At 32.0% G+C, this 18,176-nt stretch carries 10 protein-coding genes; 2 read left to right on the forward strand and 8 right to left on the reverse strand.

From position 1 onward, the window contains the following. Window positions 1-89: 89 nt before the first annotated feature. The 6 genes from Q0731_RS02625 to Q0731_RS02650 form a co-directional block, all read right to left on the reverse strand. Window positions 90-2,885: a glycosyl hydrolase gene (locus Q0731_RS02625; protein WP_299059467.1), complete on the reverse strand. Its 2,796-nt coding sequence runs from the start codon at window positions 2,883-2,885 to the stop codon at window positions 90-92. 201 nt (window positions 2,886-3,086) lie between these two features. Next, window positions 3,087-6,671, reverse strand: coding sequence for a LamG-like jellyroll fold domain-containing protein (locus tag Q0731_RS02630; protein ID WP_299059469.1), 3,585 nt, complete (start codon window positions 6,669-6,671; stop codon window positions 3,087-3,089). Window positions 6,672-6,930: 259 nt separating this feature from the next. Further along, window positions 6,931-9,360, reverse strand: coding sequence for an ABC transporter permease (locus Q0731_RS02635; protein WP_299059472.1), 2,430 nt, complete (start codon window positions 9,358-9,360; stop codon window positions 6,931-6,933). 34 nt (window positions 9,361-9,394) lie between these two features. Continuing rightward, window positions 9,395-10,069 carry an ABC transporter ATP-binding protein gene (locus tag Q0731_RS02640; RefSeq protein WP_109403607.1) on the reverse strand — a complete coding sequence of 225 codons (675 nt, stop codon included), beginning with the start codon at window positions 10,067-10,069 and terminating at the stop codon, window positions 9,395-9,397. A gap of 5 nt (window positions 10,070-10,074) precedes the next feature. After that, the gene (locus Q0731_RS02645) at window positions 10,075-11,325 is read right to left on the reverse strand and encodes an HlyD family efflux transporter periplasmic adaptor subunit (RefSeq protein WP_299059476.1); all 1,251 of its coding nucleotides are present in this window, start codon (window positions 11,323-11,325) and stop codon (window positions 10,075-10,077) included. Window positions 11,326-11,334: 9 nt separating this feature from the next. Further along, on the reverse strand, window positions 11,335-12,666 hold the full coding sequence (locus Q0731_RS02650) for a TolC family protein (RefSeq protein WP_299059478.1): 1,332 nt from the start codon (window positions 12,664-12,666) through the stop codon (window positions 11,335-11,337). A 185-nt stretch (window positions 12,667-12,851) separates the two neighbouring features. Between Q0731_RS02650 and Q0731_RS02655 the strand changes: the two genes are divergently transcribed. Together Q0731_RS02655 and Q0731_RS02660 are read left to right on the forward strand one after the other, a co-directional pair. After that, entirely contained in the window at window positions 12,852-14,219 is a 1,368-nt protein-coding gene (locus Q0731_RS02655) for a sigma-54 dependent transcriptional regulator (protein WP_299059481.1), read from the forward strand. A 192-nt stretch (window positions 14,220-14,411) separates the two neighbouring features. Further along, complete coding sequence (locus tag Q0731_RS02660) at window positions 14,412-15,578, forward strand: PAS domain-containing sensor histidine kinase (protein WP_299059484.1); 1,167 nt, start codon at window positions 14,412-14,414, stop codon at window positions 15,576-15,578. A gap of 10 nt (window positions 15,579-15,588) precedes the next feature. Here the strand turns inward: Q0731_RS02660 and Q0731_RS02665 are convergent, their stop codons facing one another. Further along, on the reverse strand, window positions 15,589-16,692 hold the full coding sequence (locus tag Q0731_RS02665; protein WP_299059487.1) for a 6-bladed beta-propeller: 1,104 nt from the start codon (window positions 16,690-16,692) through the stop codon (window positions 15,589-15,591). A 14-nt stretch (window positions 16,693-16,706) separates the two neighbouring features. Then, complete coding sequence (locus tag Q0731_RS02670; RefSeq protein ID WP_299059490.1) at window positions 16,707-18,170, reverse strand: DUF1501 domain-containing protein; 1,464 nt, start codon at window positions 18,168-18,170, stop codon at window positions 16,707-16,709. Window positions 18,171-18,176: the final 6 nt, after the last annotated feature.

An 18,176-nucleotide genomic window follows, 5' to 3' on the forward strand; every position in this document is an offset into this window, starting at 1 on the left:
ACTCTTTAAAAAATGATTTTTAATAAAGTCTTTATCAACCTGAAACTTTAAAAATTATACCTTAAATTCTTTTAATTTTATAAAGCGAATTAATAACTTAAAAGTTCTACTGGGCCTTCCAAACCTGCTGGTGCTAAATCTTTATACACTCTAGTCCACCTGTTTGTTAGTAGATTGTCTAGAGATTTACAATAATTTGCCAAAACAGTGATGTACTTTACTTCTATTTTGTTTTCTCCTTCTTGCAAATAATTAGCAATAGGATACACTGCTTTTCCATACCAACGTTTTCCTATTTTTTTGTTATTGATATACAATTCTGTAACACCTCCATTTGTGTTTCCCAAATCTAAATGGGTATAATTTCCATCATTATTTAAAATGATTTGATAGCTCAATTCTCCTCCAAAAGTATTTTGAGTTTTATCTTTGGATTGACTAAAATCAATTAACTCTTTCATTTGCCAAGTAAAATTTTTACCATCTACTCTTTTTCCTGAAACGTTCCAAGTTCCAGTAATTATCTTTGATTTTTTAACTTTATTTGTATTCTTCGTAACTTTTTGGGTTGGTTTTTCATCTTCAAAAACGATTAACAAAGATTCTAAAGGATTGAGTGAAATATGCAATTCATTGGTGTTTTTAGCAAAATAAAATGGTTTTCTTTCTCCTGTTTCTGGATTCCAAACATAAGGATATTTTCCTTCAACAGGAAAAGTAGCCTCAAATTCCGTTGTTTCAAACTTATGAATATTTGTAAAGAAATAGATGTTTTTATCTATTGTATTTTGATGAATTTGATATACTTTTTTTGTTTGATTGCTAATGATTACATCTGGATTAATTTCAGATTTTTTAAGAAAATTAGCTGTCCAAGTAAACAAATTTTCTAATGATTCAGGTTGTTCTATTTGAATAATTGACTTTGGATTTTCTGCCAAAATATTCTCCATTATTCTTTTTACTTGCGTATCATTTGCATCAGCATCTTTAAAATGTAAGGATTTTGTTGGAAGCTGATCAATCACCACAACTTTACCTCCAGAAGCAACATATTTTTGAATGGCAACAGCAGTTTTTGGATGAATGGATTTTAAACTCGCCAAAACCAATAATTTGTACCTCATATTTCCAAAGGAAATTTCACCATTCTTTATTTCAGCTTTATTTAAAACATTTTGATTGATATATTCGCAAGAAAACCCTAATTGACTTATTGGTTCCCATAATTTATGTAAATATTTAGGTTCTGTATGAAAAGGTTCTCTTGCCAAACCTTTATCACCCCAAATATCTGCAGTTGGCCCAATAATAGCTATCGATTTTTCAGCTTGAGAATTTTGAAATACTGTTGATAATCTAGCATTATAATCTACCCAACTATCTAGATGTTTCCACCAGGTATTTTGCTCGCTAAAATAAGCTCCATAACGTATCCAACCTGGAAAAGGTTCAGATTCTGGAGAATAATTATAACCATGTAAAATAGAATGATTGATACCCGTGATAAAATTCATATCATCATGTTGCTTTATCTCTTCTAAAGTGGTTTTAAATACACCTTTAGTATTGGTCATTACTTCAGAACTTACAATTTTCCTTCCTGTTAAATGTCCACCAGCAGACGCATACAAATTCCAAGTCATGTATCCGTGATTTTGATTCCATTGCCATAAAGAATCTTTCATTTCTGTAGAGTAAATCCAATTGTTACTTTCTGGAATATCAGGTATCATATAGCCATCTAACATTCCCATTAAAAATGGCGTTCCGTAAGCCTGATATCTACAAAGCACACCATTTTCTTCGCAAAAATCTTTGTAAGTTTGGGTGAAGTTTTTTAGAAATACTTCCACCAAAAGTTTGTTATAGTCGTAACGAACTCGCTTTAATTTTTCTTTAAATTCTGATGAAAATCCGTCTGAATAAGAATCATTTGCATAATTTCCTTTTGCTGAATAGAAAATAAAAGGCATCCATTTTTTTAGGGAATATCCATAAGCATTTAAAAATAGAGTTTCAAAACCATCAGTCCAGTTCGCACCAGAAACCTCTATACTATCGCAAAAAATAGCTCTTATCAATTTATTTAATGGCAAACCAGAACGTTCTGATATTTTCTTTAAGCGATTTAAATACGCCAAAGTCATTTCCTTTTTATAATGATCCATTACTGGACCTGCACCTCCTGGAGCTCCTAAAGTAACAACTCTAAAATTTTGTTGAATAAGTGCATAACTCAAATAATAATTGCCTGAATTTTTAATTTTATAATTCAGTTTACCATTTTTATCTAGATGCTCTAAAAGGTTAATTATTTTATCTTCATCATTACAATCTACAGGAACTAAAGCTAAATTGGCTAATTTGTATGTTGTCCTTTTACTAATATGTCTTTGACTTCTACTTTTTCGATATTTCTTTTTGTATAAATCGATTAAATAATCTTCATCAACTTTAATAACATCATTGAAACTAAAAGCTATTTTGTCGGTTACCATTCGCTGACTCGTTTCTTCATCCTTTAAAAACTCGCCACCAAATGGCCAACCTGTACCAGCAATGATATCCGTAATCATCCCTAAATCTTTGGCTTTTTTAGCAGCGTGAACGACCATATCTACCCATTCATCACTCATCCAAACTAAAGATGTGTCACTTTTATTATAAGCCAGGGGCATTGCAATTGGATTAATTTCTACACCACCAAAACCAACACTTTTCAACGACTCTAACTGTCTATCTAACTCTTCTGTTTTTATTTTATTACCATTCCACCACCAACGTACAAAAGGTCTTGCCTCTGCTGGTGGATTTTGAAATTTACTGAATAAATCTTTACGATTTGTATTTATTACACTGTTTTCATCGCAGGAAGAAACCATTAAAACGAGTACAAAAGCAAAAAAACAATAATAACCTCTCATCTATTAAATGGCATTACATTTTGATAATCGTTGAAAGTTATATTTTCTTTCAACTATTATCATCCTGTACTTTCTTGTTAATGAGAAATAAATAGAATATTACTTTATTATTATTTCATTCCTTCTTAACTTTATTTAATTTAGTCTTAAAATTCTACTCTATTGTTTTATGAATTTTGACATATAAGAATTCCCTTTTATATCCTTCATTTTAATAATATATACCCCGTTATTAAAAGAAGAAACATCTAACGAGTTATTATTTATTCTGGTTGATTTTATCATTCTTCCAGATAGATCATACACCTTTGCATTCAACATTTGAGTACCTAAAATAGTTAGCATTTGATGAGCTGGGTTTGGATATAATTTTATTTTATCTTGTAATGGGCTATTTTCAATAACACTCAGACTGTTTAGATATTCCTCAAGATCTTCAATATTCATCACTTCTTGTATTTGAGTCTCGGAAAGTACATCGTTAAACATATACACTTCATCCAACATCCCTGTAAAATTTCGCACTATTTGAGTGGCTGAAAATGATCCGAAAATTAATCTACCTATTGATTTTGGTTTATCTGTTTCAAATTCATAACCTTGAGCAATACTTCCACGTTGTTGCCCATTGATATAAAATTTATGTTGTCTTTGCCCTTCTCTTTGGTCTATAATCAAGGCAACGTGAAACCAATCATCTTTTTCATTATTATCTACATTAAATGAGATTGACTTTTTTTGATGAGAAGATCTAAAGCTTAAATCGGTTCCATTAGAATATAGTAAGGTACGTCCATTCGTAGGCTGCAAAATGTCACCACGAGTTGTGTAATCTGATACCTTTAACCAAAATGCTATGGTATATGCGATCTCTGAACTGTATTCGAAAACTTTGTCTGCTGATGTAAAATAGGATCCTTGCGTATATCTAAAAACTCCACCTTTTCCGTATTTTCCATTATCATAGGTTACAGCAGAACCCATTGTTGCATTATTTCCATTACCACTTTCGTCATTACCATTTTCTTCTAAAGGATAATAAAACAACAGTTTGTTGGTAAAAATACCAGCTCTGTCTAGTATGCTAATGGTAATACTTGTTTCAGAACTCTTACCATCAGTATCTGTTACTTTAGCTAATAATACATAATCACCTCCCTCTAAGTCTGAAATTGCAGACGTATCAGAAGATGAGAAGCTAAAAGGAGCAGCTGTTTTTGTGGCTATAAGTTGATCATCTAGAAATAATTCAACTTTTTCAATGCCTTCATCATCAGTAGCATTCAATTCAATTTTTAAATCATTATCTGCTTTTTCGAATATAGCGCCATCTGTTGGTGTTGTGAATGAAATTTCTGGATTGTAATCAACAAATACATTTGCATTAAAATCCCATACTCCAGGTGTCACATTAAATTTTATAAAGGATTCATCCTCGCTATTAAAAGTAATACCTTGAACTCCGTTTACAAATGCACCATCTTTCCAAACAGTAACACCTCCAACAGTAACTTCAAAGATTTCTGTATTTGTTTTTGGAATTCCTACAACAGCTTTTGTGTTCTGTGGCGATTCTAATTTTAAATTAAAATTATTTTTACCAGCTGCAACTTCAACAAATATATCTCCTTTAACAGAAGGTACTGTTGTTTTAAATGAAGTTAAATTAGCCATAGTTGGGCATACTTCATAAGACGCCCATGCCACTTCAGTAGCTTTAATACCGGTAATGTAACGAGATAATATATAGTTAGGTGCATTCCAAGCATGGTTTGGCGTACCTAAATTATCTTTAGGATCATTCTCAAAACGTTCGTACAAGGTTGTTAAATTTGGGTTATCAACCTGAAAATCGTACACCTCTTTCATTCTTGTTAACGCTTTTTCTGGATGCCCCAATTGCATCAAAGCCTCTTCTGCTAACCACTCAAAATGTGGACTTGATTTTCTAATTGGAAATAAAACTTCATCTACTAATGTTTGGTAATGCGTTTCATCAGATAAACCTGCTATAACCGCGAGTGAACTTACACGTTCTTCTATAGGTTTACCAGAAGTATTATAACTACTTCCTCTCCAGTATTTTTGAACATAGTTTTGTTTCATGCTATTAATTCTGTTATCATACCAAGGTATATCTTCATTTTTATCTAATACAATAGCCATCTTTTTTGCAGCTTTTAGTGCAATATAATACCACGTGGCTCTAATTGCATCTCCATCACGATCACTACCCCAATCTGTCCAATTTACGCCTCCTTTTCTGTTTTCAGGCATTCCATCTGAAGCCATATTCCATAACTTTAAATAAGTAAGTATAGCTGGATATGCATTTTCAATAGTAGCTTTATCTCCTGTATTATAGTAATACTGCCATACTACATTATCAATAAACTGAAGACTTTGCGCTGCAAATTCAGCAGTTTTAGTTTGAAAACTACCAAAACCTGGTGTTAATCCTTCTATAATATCTCCTCTTCTATAATTTATGGTGTTGTCTATCGCTTTTTTTAATAATTTTCTTCCAGCTTCATCTAAAGTATAGAAAATTGCACCTGTTTGATCACCTACATCCCCAATCCATAAAGCACGTTCTCTATCAGGGCAATCCATATAACCGTCTCTTGCACAGATGTATAAAGTATTACGAGCCATCCACCATAAACGGTTATAGAATTCATCATTACTTTCAAAATTACCAGTCATATCTCCCACACCTGTCCAACGATATTTTAATTCTTGTACTTCTACACCTGAAGGAATGCTGTACTCTACAACATGACCATTAAACCATGAATAACCTTCAAATTTCTGAATTCCACTTTTAGAGATATACGTGGACTTTATTTGATTTTGTCTGTTATCTGTATCTATAACAATTGTTTTACCTGAAGTTGCATTCAACTTTATATAAGGTGTAACCTGTTGGTTAAATGGGAGTTTGGCCTTTATGGTTTTAGTAGACCCTGAATTGTTAGTATACGGGAGTTGTATAGAAGACCCGTTTACTGTCATTGATGGATAATCCGTTAATCCTCTATCATTCCATTGAGGTATAGCACGCTCTACCAAATTACCCCAAGGCTGGCTATTTATACCTCCTTTTTCTACAGGTACATCCCAGTTGCTATCATTATAAACCACAGTGTACCAAGCATTATCTGTCCAGTCACCTAAAGCATTTCGAGCATCAAATTTTATATTATAAGGCGTAATAAGATTGTCTGTATCACCACCTCCACCACTATTTGGGTCATAGGCTGGGTGTAGTTTCATTTTCCAAGAGGTGTTTGTATTTAAATCGGCGTTCCAATCAGCAGAAACGTACAAACCCCCTTTACCACTATCTAAATGCGATTTTCGTGTACGTCCAAAATACCAAGCTAAAATGGCAATGGTATTTTCTCCAGATTTTAAATAAGGTGCAAGGTCTACTGAATCGTAATAGGTGGTATTTGGTGCAGCACCTCTTGCGAGTCCTCCTTCAAATAATACCATCTCACCATTTATCCAAAGCCAATATTTACTATCAACAGCAATTTTTACGATAGCTTCTGATGGAACAGCATCAATAGTAATGGTTTTTCGAAACGCCATCCAAGTATTTGCAGAACCATCTTGTTGCTGCCAAATCCATTGAGATTGAGCATCTACAGAAGTTATTGGAATTATAAAAAGAATAGAAAAGGTTAATAAAATTTTTACTTTTCTAATTTCTCTACTAATCCCTTTTTTATTTTTCATTTTATAAAGTCTTACTTTTATTAATATCTTGATTTGAATTAAAAGCCTACAAGTTTTTAACTTTAAAATTTAAATGACTAAACTAAAAATTATATCAGAAAAGATCATCCTGTAATGACCTGATTAGCAAATACAGTTTTTAAACAAAGTATGACCATTTTTGCTAGTTGTTACACTTTTGGAAAGAGAATTAGTCTTTTTTAAATTCTAACTAACACTAAACTCCACATCAATTGAATTTATAGCTTTACAATTTCAATCACTCATTTTGCAATACTTCAGACAAAGTCATTCGGTATGCTTTCAGAGCAACGAGATGAATTACTAATAAAACTAAAATAAAAAGTATAATAACAGGAATTAAAAACATCCATATATGTAACTCAATACTATCAATATAAGTTTCTAAAAACCAATTTTGATAACCGTACCATGCTAAAGGAATGGCGATTACAATTGCTGTTATAATTTGAGAGGCGACTTCTTTAGATAGTAGTTTAGAAACATCCATTAATTCGGAACCTAGTACTTTTCTAATACCTATTTCTTTCATGCGTTGGCTAATAGTAATTAATATTAATCCAATAATTCCAATTACTGCGATAAGTATAGCTAGGATAGAAAATAAGCTAAAAACGAATAAAAAGGTTCTATCTGGCTTTAAAGTGTTGTTAATTTTGTTTTCTAAAGACAAATAATCAAAAGGTTGTTCTGGAAAATAGTTAGTGTAAACTGCTTTTAATTTTTGAAGAGTTTCTGTGGTATTATTGCCAGTTACTTTTAAAGTTAAAAAAGCCTTGTGACTATCGGTAAGTCTCAGTACCGTTGGTACGGGTTCGTTTTTGATGGATTGATAATAAAAATCGTCAACTATGCCTATAATTTTAAATTCTTCATTTCTACCTGTTACAACAAAGTTATTAATAGCTTCTTCTGGAGTTTTATAGCCTACACGTTCCATGGCCTTTACGTTCATAATAATACTCTTGGTTCCAGTTTCTTTTTCGCCGATTCTAAATAGTCTTCCGGCGAGTAGTTTTACGTCATAAAAATCAAGAAATTGATCGTCTACAGAGATTTGGAAATAGGCGTTTTGATCTTTTGCATCATATCCTTTTCTTCGGCAACTAAACCAATGTTGAATTTCTTGTCCGGGTATGTCAGATGAAAAAGTAAAATCTTTTACTTCAGGAATTTGAGTTAATTCATCTTTCATTAAAAGAATTTTGCTTTGTAATTCATTTTGTTTTTCTCCTGTTTTGGGTGCTTTAATTACTATACTTTGAGCATAATTAATACCCATATCCTTTTCCATTAAAAAAGTAGCTTGCTTGTACGCTATAAGTGTACCACAAAGCAATACAACTGAAATTATAAACTGCATGGTAACTAATAGTTTTCTAAAAAAGACACCTTCCTTTTTATTTTTAAATTTCCCTTTTAAAACCGTTACAGGTTTATAAGATTGTAAGATAACAGCAGGATAAATACAGGAAATTATAATACCTAAAACAAAAATGATTATAAATGTACCTAAGAATTTAGGGTGCTCAAACAAATTAAAATCGCCTATTTGAGTTATGGCTTTAAACGTAGGATTTAAAGCGTAAAACAATATAATAGTTACAGCTAAGCAAAGTATGTTAAACAGGAAGGCTTCACTTAAAAACTGAGTGATTAAATTCATTTTAGAAGCTCCGTTAATTTTTTTAACCCCTACCTCGTTGGCTCTTTCTATAGAGCGTGCTGTGGTTAGATTTATAAAATTAATCCAAGCTATAATTAAAAGAAATATAGAAAACCCAAAAAGAATACTTATAATTTTTCCGTTAACAGGAGGCTCTGTTTCATATTCTATATTTGAATTTAAATGAACACCCTGCAATGGTTGTAAGTAGTAAGTGTCTCTTTTGCCTTGCGAGTCTAGGCGTTCTTTATAATTAGCAGCTATCATTTCAGGAAGGCCTTCTTTTTCTAGCTTTTTATAATCACTATTTGGTTTTAATTGTAAAAAAGTGCTCCCATAATCGTAGGTCCAGCTGTTTCTAATTCGAGGACGTTTTTTGTAAATAGTTTCCATAGAAAACAAAAAATCGGATTTTATAATCGAATTTTTTGGCATCTTTTTATAAACGGCAGTTACCATGTAATCTTCGCTGCCATTTACTTTTAATATTTTACCTATGGGCGTTTCTTCTCCAAAATAACGTTCTGCAGCAAGGTGCGATATGGCTACTGTATTGGGTGCTTTTAAAGAGGTTTTTTCTCCTTTTAATAATGGAATTGTAAATACTTCAAAAATAGAAGACGTTGCATAGTACGTTTTATCTTCAGAATAAATAATTTTGCTTCCTGAGGCATTGTTATAGCTTATGGTTATTTCATTTTTTGGAGTTATCCTCGCATGATTTACAACATCGCTATAATGTTCTTTTAACCATTTTCCGGTTGGTGGAAATGAATTGGCTGTTTTCCATAACACTTCGTTATTTTGATAACGATTGTAAGCAACACGATAAATATCTTTGGCATTTTCGTGATGGTTATCGTAACTTCTTTGGTAATATACATACTCTAAAATAAACAAGGCACTTAGTATACCTATAATTAAACCAACTGCATTAATTATAGAAATAAGTTTATCTCTTTTTAAATTACGATAGAAAATATTTAGTTTGATAAAGTTCATTTTTATCTAGTTATTTAGTTAATTGGCTGTATTACTAATTGCTTGTTTCCATTACAATTTTTCCATCAAATAAGTTGATGACCCTGTGTGCGTAATTTGCATCACTTTCGGAGTGTGTTACCATAATAATAGTTGCACCTTCTTGACTTAGCTCTGTTAATAGATTCATAACCTCGGTACCATTTTTAGAATCTAAATTTCCCGTAGGTTCATCTGCTAACAATAATTTAGGCTCGGTAATTACAGCTCTAGCAATAGCAACACGTTGCTGCTGCCCTCCAGATAATTGTTGCGGAAAATGGTTAGAGCGGTGGTCTATTTTCATGCGTTTTAAAACAGCTTTTACTTTTTCTTTTCGTTCTTTTTGATTGATGTTCATAAACGTTAATGGCAATTCAACATTTTCGTAAACTGTTAAACCATCAATTAAATTAAAGCTCTGAAAAATGAAACCAATATTACCTTTTCTTGCTTTGGTTAACTCCTTTTCTTTTAGGTTGCCTATTTCTTTTCCATGAAACATATAACTACCATCGGATGGGATATCAATAAGTCCAAGTATATTTAAAAGGGTAGATTTTCCACAACCAGAAGGCCCCATTATAGCAATAAATTCTCCGTCTTTAACATGTAGATTTATATCGTTTAATGCCTTAGTTTGTATATCTTCTGTAATAAATATTTTAGTTAGGTTTTTTGTCTGTATCATGGTTATTAATTTAAAATAAGTTTATCGCTGTTTTCAAAATTTTTATAGCTAGATGTTATTACACGTTCGTTAGGTTCTAGGCCTTCAAGAATTTCATAATATTGGGGGTTTTGTTTGCCTATTTTTATTTGGCGTTTAGTTGCAAAATTACCAGAAGCGTCTACAACGTAAATCCAATTTCCGCCAGTAGTATTAGAGAATGCTCCTCTGCTAACAAGTATAGCATTTGTAGGTGTCCCCAATTCTAATTTTATAAAATAACTTTGCCCTGTTCTAATATTGTTTGGCTTTTCGTTTATAAAACTTAGGTCTATTTGAAATTCTCCATCTCTTACCTCCGGATATATTTTTTTAGTTTTTAAGGCATAGGTTTCTCCATCGCGTTCTAAAGATGCAGAAACATGTCTCGTAACTCTATCAATATAATGCTCATCTATATTAGACTGTACTTTAAAATTGGTTAAAACGTGTATCTGTCCTATACGTTGTCCTTGGGAAATGCTTTGCCCAATTTCGGCATCTAGCATTCCTAATTGGCCATCTATAGTTGCCCTAACATTTAAATGTTCAATTCTTTCATAAACCATGGCTAAGGTTTTTTTCATTCGTATTAAATCATTGTCTAATTCCTTTATTCCTGTAGCACTTAATAACGAATCTTGCTTCGTTTTAAACTTGATAACATCAAACTGTTTAGATGCTAATTCTTTTTCTTCTTTAGCTCTTATGTAATCTTCTTTAGCTACTAATTCTTCTTCAAATAACGATTTGTTTTGCTCATAAGACCTGTTCGCTTTTATAACTCTGTATTCTGCTTCAAGTAAGTTTTTTTGATTAAAAACACGTTGCGATTCAAAATTTATTTTTGTTTCTCTTAAATTATTTTGTTTAATCGCTAGGTTGTTTTCGCTTGCTAAAATTTGTTCGTATAACTGCCTATTTTCTAACTTTAATATAATATCTCCTTTTTTTACGATACTGCCTTCTTCTATATATTTTTCAACAATTCTTCCGTTTTCATAGGCATCAAGATATACGGTAGTAATGGGTTTTACAACACCATTAATTGTAATGTAATCATTAAAATCAGAGTGTTTAACCTCTGTTATCGTAATTTCATTTTTTTTAACTTCTGATGATGTACTAGGCGTGCCTAAACTATTGTATAGAAATATTGCTATTAAAATAATTACAAGTAATCCTATGCCAATATGTTTGGGTTGTAGTGTTCTTTTCTTCTCTATTTTAGTATCCATTCTTTGTTATTATTTAAAAGGAAAAACAGCAATACCGCAATAAAAATCTATTGCCTTTTTTTGATATTGTAATTGTAAATTAATTCTGGTTCTTTCTATTTTAGCTTGTGCCAAATTATTTTTGGCAACCTCTAATTCGTAAATCGTAGCCAACCCTTTGTTAAACTTTTTTTGAGCAAAGTTAAAAGCGAGTTCTTTAGATTTTAGGTTAGACTCATTCTCCTCTTTTTCCGCTAAAAGCGCAGTGTTTTTTTGAATTGTTTTTTGTATTTCTTTATAAAGTTCTTGCTTCTTTTGCTCCAGAATATTCTTTTCTTTTAAGATATTTATTTTAGCAATTTTTACATTAGAATGTTTCGACCATTTATTGGTAATCGGAATTCTTAAAGACAAACCAATGGATTTGGCAGCATTATTAGATAGCTGGTCTAAAAAAGGAGTTATCAATCCATTTTCATCAATACTCGTTTCAAAATAACCTGTTCTATACGCCGCATTTAATGCTAATGATGGATAAAAATCACTCCTTCTAATAGCCAAGTTTTTTTCTGAAGCATTTACCTGTAATTCTTGTTGTTTAATAGACGGAAGAAATGCAATTGCTTTAGAAAAAACAGTTTCTAAAGTTAAACTATCAAGAGATTTTAATGCTACCAAATCGGGTTTTAGCTTTATACTCATGCCATTAAAATTCATGATTTGAATAAGATTTAAAGTCGCTTCATTTAAGGCGTTTTGGGCTTGAGCTATTTCTAATTTATTAGTACCTAATTCAGATTCAATATCATATAAATTAGATTTCGCTAGCAATCCTAGTTCTATTTTTGAAGTTACCAACTCGTAATTTAAATTAGAGATTTCTAATTTTTCTTTTGTGATTTGCAATAAATCTTCTCTAAATTTTACAAGATAAAAAGCATTCATCACATCAAAAGAAAGGTTGTATTTTGCTTGCAAAACAGCTTCTAAGCTTGCATGATATAGTAGTTTTTTCTGCGACCTTTGGTGCCACTTTTTAAAATTATTAAACAGATTTAATGACGATGTTACTCCATAGGTGTTTGATGACGTTGCAGTATTGATAACGTTGTTATTATTTGGGTCTACATACCTACCAAATCGTCTGTTTAAATTTGATACAGCGCTAAAGTCTGGCAAAAAATCTCGTTTAGATTGTTGAAATGACTCCTTGTCAATATCAGCATTATACTGCTTTGTTTTTTGGTCTAAGTTATTTTCACAAGCATAAACAATGCATTCCTCTAAAGTCCATAATTTTTGTGCATTACCATTTAAAGAAAAGGCAATGTAGGTTACAAAAATCAGGAAAGTGTTTTTCATTTTTTATTGTTTTGCATTTTATATAACGATATGCGTGCCAAAAAAACAATACGCTACAATTCAACAGGTTACAAACGTCATCAATATCTAATCATCCTTTTTATGTAAAATATTTTTATACAAAGTGTAAAAATATTTTACACTTTATAGTTGAGTATTGTTCTTATTTGTAGCTTTGGATTATTATGTTGCAATCTGGAAAAATACTTATCGTAGACGACAATAAAGGGGTGCTAAGCGCCTTAGAATTGTTGTTGCAAGATGTTTATAAAACTGTAACTACGCTTCAAAACCCAAACGGAATATCTTCGGTTACCGATTTAAAAAGCTACGATGTTATTCTTTTGGATATGAATTTTTCATCCAGAATAAATACAGGAAATGAAGGGTTTTATTGGTTACGAAAATTAAAAGAAATAGCACCCGATGCTTCTGTAATAATGATGACTGCTTTTGGCGATGTAGAATTAGCTGTAAATACCTTAAAAGAAGGGGCTATAGATTTTGTTTTAAAACCATGGGATAACGAAAAAATTTTAGCGACCATTCATGCCGCATTTCAATTAGGAAAATCTAAAAAGGAAGTCAATTTATTAAAGCAAAGTGAGCAAAAGTTAAAGCATTTTATAAACGAAGGCGAGCAGCAAATTATAGGAAGCTCGCCAGCTATAAATTCTGTTTTAAATATTACTAAAAAAGTAGCAAAAACATCTGCCAATGTTTTAATAACGGGCGAGAACGGAACAGGAAAAGAGTTAATTGCACGAGCCATTCACAAACAATCTAAACAACATCAAGAGATTTTAGTTAATGTAGATGTTAGTGCTATACCAGAAAGCCTTTTTGAAAGTGAACTTTTTGGGCACGTAAAAGGCGCTTTTACAGATGCTAAAAATGATAGAGCAGGTAAGTTTGAAATTGCACATAACGGTACGCTTTTTTTAGACGAAATAGGTAACTTACCATTGCAGTTACAGTCTAAATTATTAAAAGTAATTCAGCAAAAAGAAGTCGTCCGTATTGGGTCTAATAAAGTTATACCTATAGATGTTAGATTCGTTTGTGCTACCAATTGCGATTTGAATAAAATGGTTGATGAAGGACTTTTTAGAGAAGATTTGTTGTACCGAATAAATACCATACATATTGAAGTACCCGCACTTAGAGAACGTGGCAATGATATTATAGAATTGGCAGAATTTTTCTTAAATAAATATGCAAATAAATATGATAAAAAAGGATTAAAATTGAGTAGTGCCATCAAGAAAAAACTACTTAAATATAATTGGCCCGGAAATATTAGAGAGCTACAGCATACTATGGAACGCTGTGTTATTTTAAGTGAAAATAATCTATTAACGGTAAATGATTTTATGTTTAATCAGCGGCAAACAAAAGCATTAAACACGGCAGACATAACCATTGACGAAATGGAAAAAAATATGATTATTACTGCGCTAAAAAAACACGATGGTAATTATAGTACTGCTGCAGAACAGTTAGGTATCACGCGTCAAACCTTATACAATAAAACAAAGCGTTATAAAATTTAATATTCTAAAATGCTATCTAAAAATTTATATCTAAAAATAATTTTAAGAGTACTATTGCTAGTATTGGTATGTGCTAGCGTAGTGTTTTTTATTTTAAATGATATAAAAGGTATTGCTGTATTATTAGGTGTCGTATTAATTTTACAAATAATTTCACTTGTCAATTTTCTAAACAGCACCAACCGTAAACTCATGTTTTTCTTTAATGCTATAGAAAACTCAGATTCTACTATTAGCTTTTCAGAAAACACAAATAACTCGGTAACAAATCAATTAAATGCGCATTTAAATAGAGTTAATAGAATTATTCAAGATGAAAAATTACATACCCAAGCCCAAGAGCAATACTACCAAACTTTATTAGCATACACCAATGTTGGTTTATTATCTATTAATGCCAAAGGGCATATTTTATTTGCCAACGAAAGTGCAAAAAAATTATTGAATTGCGATGTGCTTACACATATTCAACAGCTAAAAAAAATAGATAACAGCGTCTATAATTTAGTTAGTAAACTACAACCTTTTAAGCAACAGGTAATTTCTATAACGAACGAACGTACAACAGTTGATTTAAAAATTGAATCTAAACCTATAGAAGTTAACAATGTGTCTCTTTTATTAGTTAGTATTCAAAATATTTATAGCGAATTAGATACCAAACAAGTCGATTCTTGGATGGGATTAATAAAAGTAATGAGCCATGAAATTATGAATGCTTTGGCACCAATAACTTCTATTTCAGATAGTTTATCTAAGGTCATTAAAACTGATAATGGTAAAATTCAATTGGACCAATTAAAAGAAAGTGATTTAGAAAAAGTAAAAAAAGGATTGGCCGTAATACAAGAACAAAGTTTAGGTTTAACCGATTTTGTAACAGGGTATCGTTCTTTAACAAAAATTCCTAAACCCGATAAAATACTTATAAAAGTGTCTACATTATTCGAAAAAATAATCACGTTAGTAAGTAACGAAAAGGCACATAAAAACATATCTCTCGAAACTCAAATTACACCAACTAATTTAGAGTTTTTCGCAGACGAAAATCAGATTATGCAGGTCTTAGTCAACTTGATTAAGAATTCGATAGATGCGTTAACTAATCATGCTAACGGAGTAATTAAACTACAAGCTATAAAAGCAACTTCTGGAAATATAGAAATACAAGTTATAGATAATGGAACTGGAATATCAGAGAACAATCTTAAGCAAATCTTTATTCCGTTTTTTACAACCAAAGAAACAGGTACTGGAATTGGTTTAAGTCTTTCTAAACACATTATGCAATTGCATCAAGGGCATTTAATGGTAAAATCTACACCTGATGTAGAAACTGTTTTTACATTGCTGTTTTAAAACAAGCCTTTTAGACTCTTTCAAGTTTAATAGGATACGCTTTATTTGCGTTCCATTGGCACACGTATAAATTTTCATCATTATCAACACACACATCGTGACAATGGCGAAAAATCGGTTTTTCTTGAACCATACGTTGTAGCTTTCCTTTTTTGTATTTTGGTTTTGTACCACCAGGGTTGGAAACTACTTTACCTTTATCATCCAAAATAGTAACGAAACCAGAACCTGGGCTTGTTTTTGTAGGATGAGTTTCCATACGCCTTGAAGCATCATAGTCAATTTCTGAAGACCAACATACACCTGAATACAAATTATCATTATGAATAACAGGGCGACAAACAAAGGCTCCAGGTAAGTCTATTTGCTCTATATACACGCCATCTAATGTAAAACGCTTAAAACAATTACTAGCTCTAGAGGTTATAAGCAATGTAGATTCTCCTTTTCCTCTGTAATCTATACAAACACCATGTGCTGTTTGAAATTGGTTTTGCCCTGTCCCATTTCCTTCTCCAATTTTTCTAATAAACTCTCCGTCTTTTGTAAATTGAAGTATGTATTGCGAACCATAACCATCAGCTATGTAAATATCTCCATTAGGTCCAATGGCACTTTCGGTAGGTTTAAATTTATCCTTTTTATCGTAAGCTCCATATAGAGATGGGTGACCTATAATCATTAATTCTTTTCCATCAGTTGTGGTTTTAATAAGTTCCCCTCCTTTAGTATCCGCAATAAATAAAAAATCATCAGAGCCATCATTCCATAAAGATAATCCATGACCTCCTTTGTAACGCACTCCCCAAGCATCTAACAATTTACCAGATTTATCATAGATTAAAACATTATTATGTGTTTCGTCACCCACCATTATAAGTCTGCCTTGAGAATCCATTACCATTTCATGACAATTCTTTACAGGGGTAATAGCCCTATCTAAATCTCCCCAAGATTTATGCACTTTATACTTAAAATCGCCATGACCAATAATATGGTCATACATCTCCGGTTTAGATTTTAATATGTTAAAATGAGGCACAACAGCCAAACCTAAACTTGCTTTTGCTGTTGTATTTATAAACGTTCTGCGATTCATATTAGACTTAGTCATGATGGAATTAAATTTTAAGCGATGTTTTCTTTTGATGATTTCATAGGATTCCCAAACAAATCTAATATTGGTTTCCCTTTACCATCTGGCGTTGTATAAAATGGTCTACCTTCTATTTCATAATGGGTTTCTGGATGAATACCTAAAGCATGATAAACAGATTGATGTACTTCATCTATTACTACTGGGTTCTCTATTGATGAACAAGGTCTTTCGTCTGCAGTTTTACCATAAACTAATCCTTTTTTTACACCACCGCCCCACATTAAAATAGAACTGCCGTCTGTGAAATGACGATGCATCCCATAGTGTTTTTCTTTTCTTATAATATCGGGTTGATTTACTTGATTTTTAACAAGTTCTCCAGGTCTACCCTCCATAATAGCATCTCGACTAAACTCACTTGCCAAAATAATAAGTGTTCTATCTAAATGACCTGTTTCGTCTAAATCTTTAACAAGTTGAGCTATAGGTCTATCTATAAGCGCTTTCATTTTTTTAAGTCTCGTATGTCCATTTTCATGCGTATCCCATCCCAAAAACGGTTCGTATTCTGTAGACACACTAATAAATCGTCCTCCATTCATCGCTAATCGTTTTGCCAACAAACAACCTAAACCAAAACGTCCTGTATTATAAGTATCATAAACTTCTTTTGGTTCTTCTGATAAATCAAAAACTTTTGCTTCTGGAGAATTCAATAAGCGATACGACTGCTCCATAGAACGCATTAAAGACTCTCGCTGGTAATCGCTACCCTGCTCCATAACCTCGCTCTTATTTGCTAATTCTTTATATAATTTATAACGTGCTTCAAAACGTTTAAGCGACATGCCCTTTGGTGGGCGCACACTTTCTAAACCACTTGAAGGGTCTGGAATTAAAAAAGGCCCATATTCTGTACCTAAAAACCCTGCAGAGTGAAACGCCTTAAGCTCTTCAGACTCCCCCATTGTAAAGCGTTGCCCCATGGCAATAAAAGGTGGAATAACAGGGTTTGCAGGCCCTAACTCTTTAGCTATCCAAGCTCCAATGTGAGGTGCTTGTACAGATTGTGGTGGCTCATAACAAGTATGCCAATGATATTGATGACGCGTATGCAAAATATGCCCTAAATCTGCAGATTTGTATGAACGAATTATAGCACCTTTATCCATTACACTCCCTATACCTTCTAATCCTTCAGAAAAATATAAATCATCAACTACAGTAGGTTTCTTAGGAAAAGTACTTAGCACTCTCTTGCTTTCTACACCTTTTTCAAAAGGTACATAAGCTTTAGGGTCAAATGTCTCGGTATGTGCCATTCCTCCTGCCATCCAGAGTAAAATAACAGTATCTGCTGTAGATGCCATTTTTTGAACCTCAGGCGAACAAGAACTAAAAAAACTAAATCCTGGAATTGTAGTTGCAGCTGCTGATAAACTAGCAGCACTCATTTTTTTCAAAAAATCTCTACGTGACTTATTTGTATCCATTTTTTT

Origin of the sequence: uncultured Polaribacter sp., assembly GCF_947497695.1 — a bacterium.
In the GTDB taxonomy this organism is placed as follows: domain Bacteria; phylum Bacteroidota; class Bacteroidia; order Flavobacteriales; family Flavobacteriaceae; genus Polaribacter.

Excerpts from the sequence above, each read along its gene's own strand:
- Q0731_RS02645 (WP_299059476.1), bottom strand. The coding sequence starts at position 11,325 with ATGGATACTAAAATAGAGAAGAAAAGAACACTACAACCCAAACATATT.
- Q0731_RS02640 (WP_109403607.1), bottom strand. The coding sequence starts at position 10,069 with ATGATACAGACAAAAAACCTAACTAAAATATTTATTACAGAAGATATA.
- Q0731_RS02655 (WP_299059481.1), top strand. The coding sequence starts at position 12,852 with ATGTTGCAATCTGGAAAAATACTTATCGTAGACGACAATAAAGGGGTG.
- Q0731_RS02630 (WP_299059469.1), bottom strand. The coding sequence starts at position 6,671 with ATGAAAAATAAAAAAGGGATTAGTAGAGAAATTAGAAAAGTAAAAATT.
- Q0731_RS02670 (WP_299059490.1), bottom strand. The coding sequence starts at position 18,170 with ATGGATACAAATAAGTCACGTAGAGATTTTTTGAAAAAAATGAGTGCT.
- Q0731_RS02660 (WP_299059484.1), top strand. The coding sequence starts at position 14,412 with ATGTTTTTCTTTAATGCTATAGAAAACTCAGATTCTACTATTAGCTTT.
- Q0731_RS02650 (WP_299059478.1), bottom strand. The coding sequence starts at position 12,666 with ATGAAAAACACTTTCCTGATTTTTGTAACCTACATTGCCTTTTCTTTA.
- Q0731_RS02665 (WP_299059487.1), bottom strand. The coding sequence starts at position 16,692 with ATGACTAAGTCTAATATGAATCGCAGAACGTTTATAAATACAACAGCA.
- Q0731_RS02625 (WP_299059467.1), bottom strand. The coding sequence starts at position 2,885 with ATGGTTTCTTCCTGCGATGAAAACAGTGTAATAAATACAAATCGTAAA.
- Q0731_RS02635 (WP_299059472.1), bottom strand. The coding sequence starts at position 9,360 with ATGAACTTTATCAAACTAAATATTTTCTATCGTAATTTAAAAAGAGAT.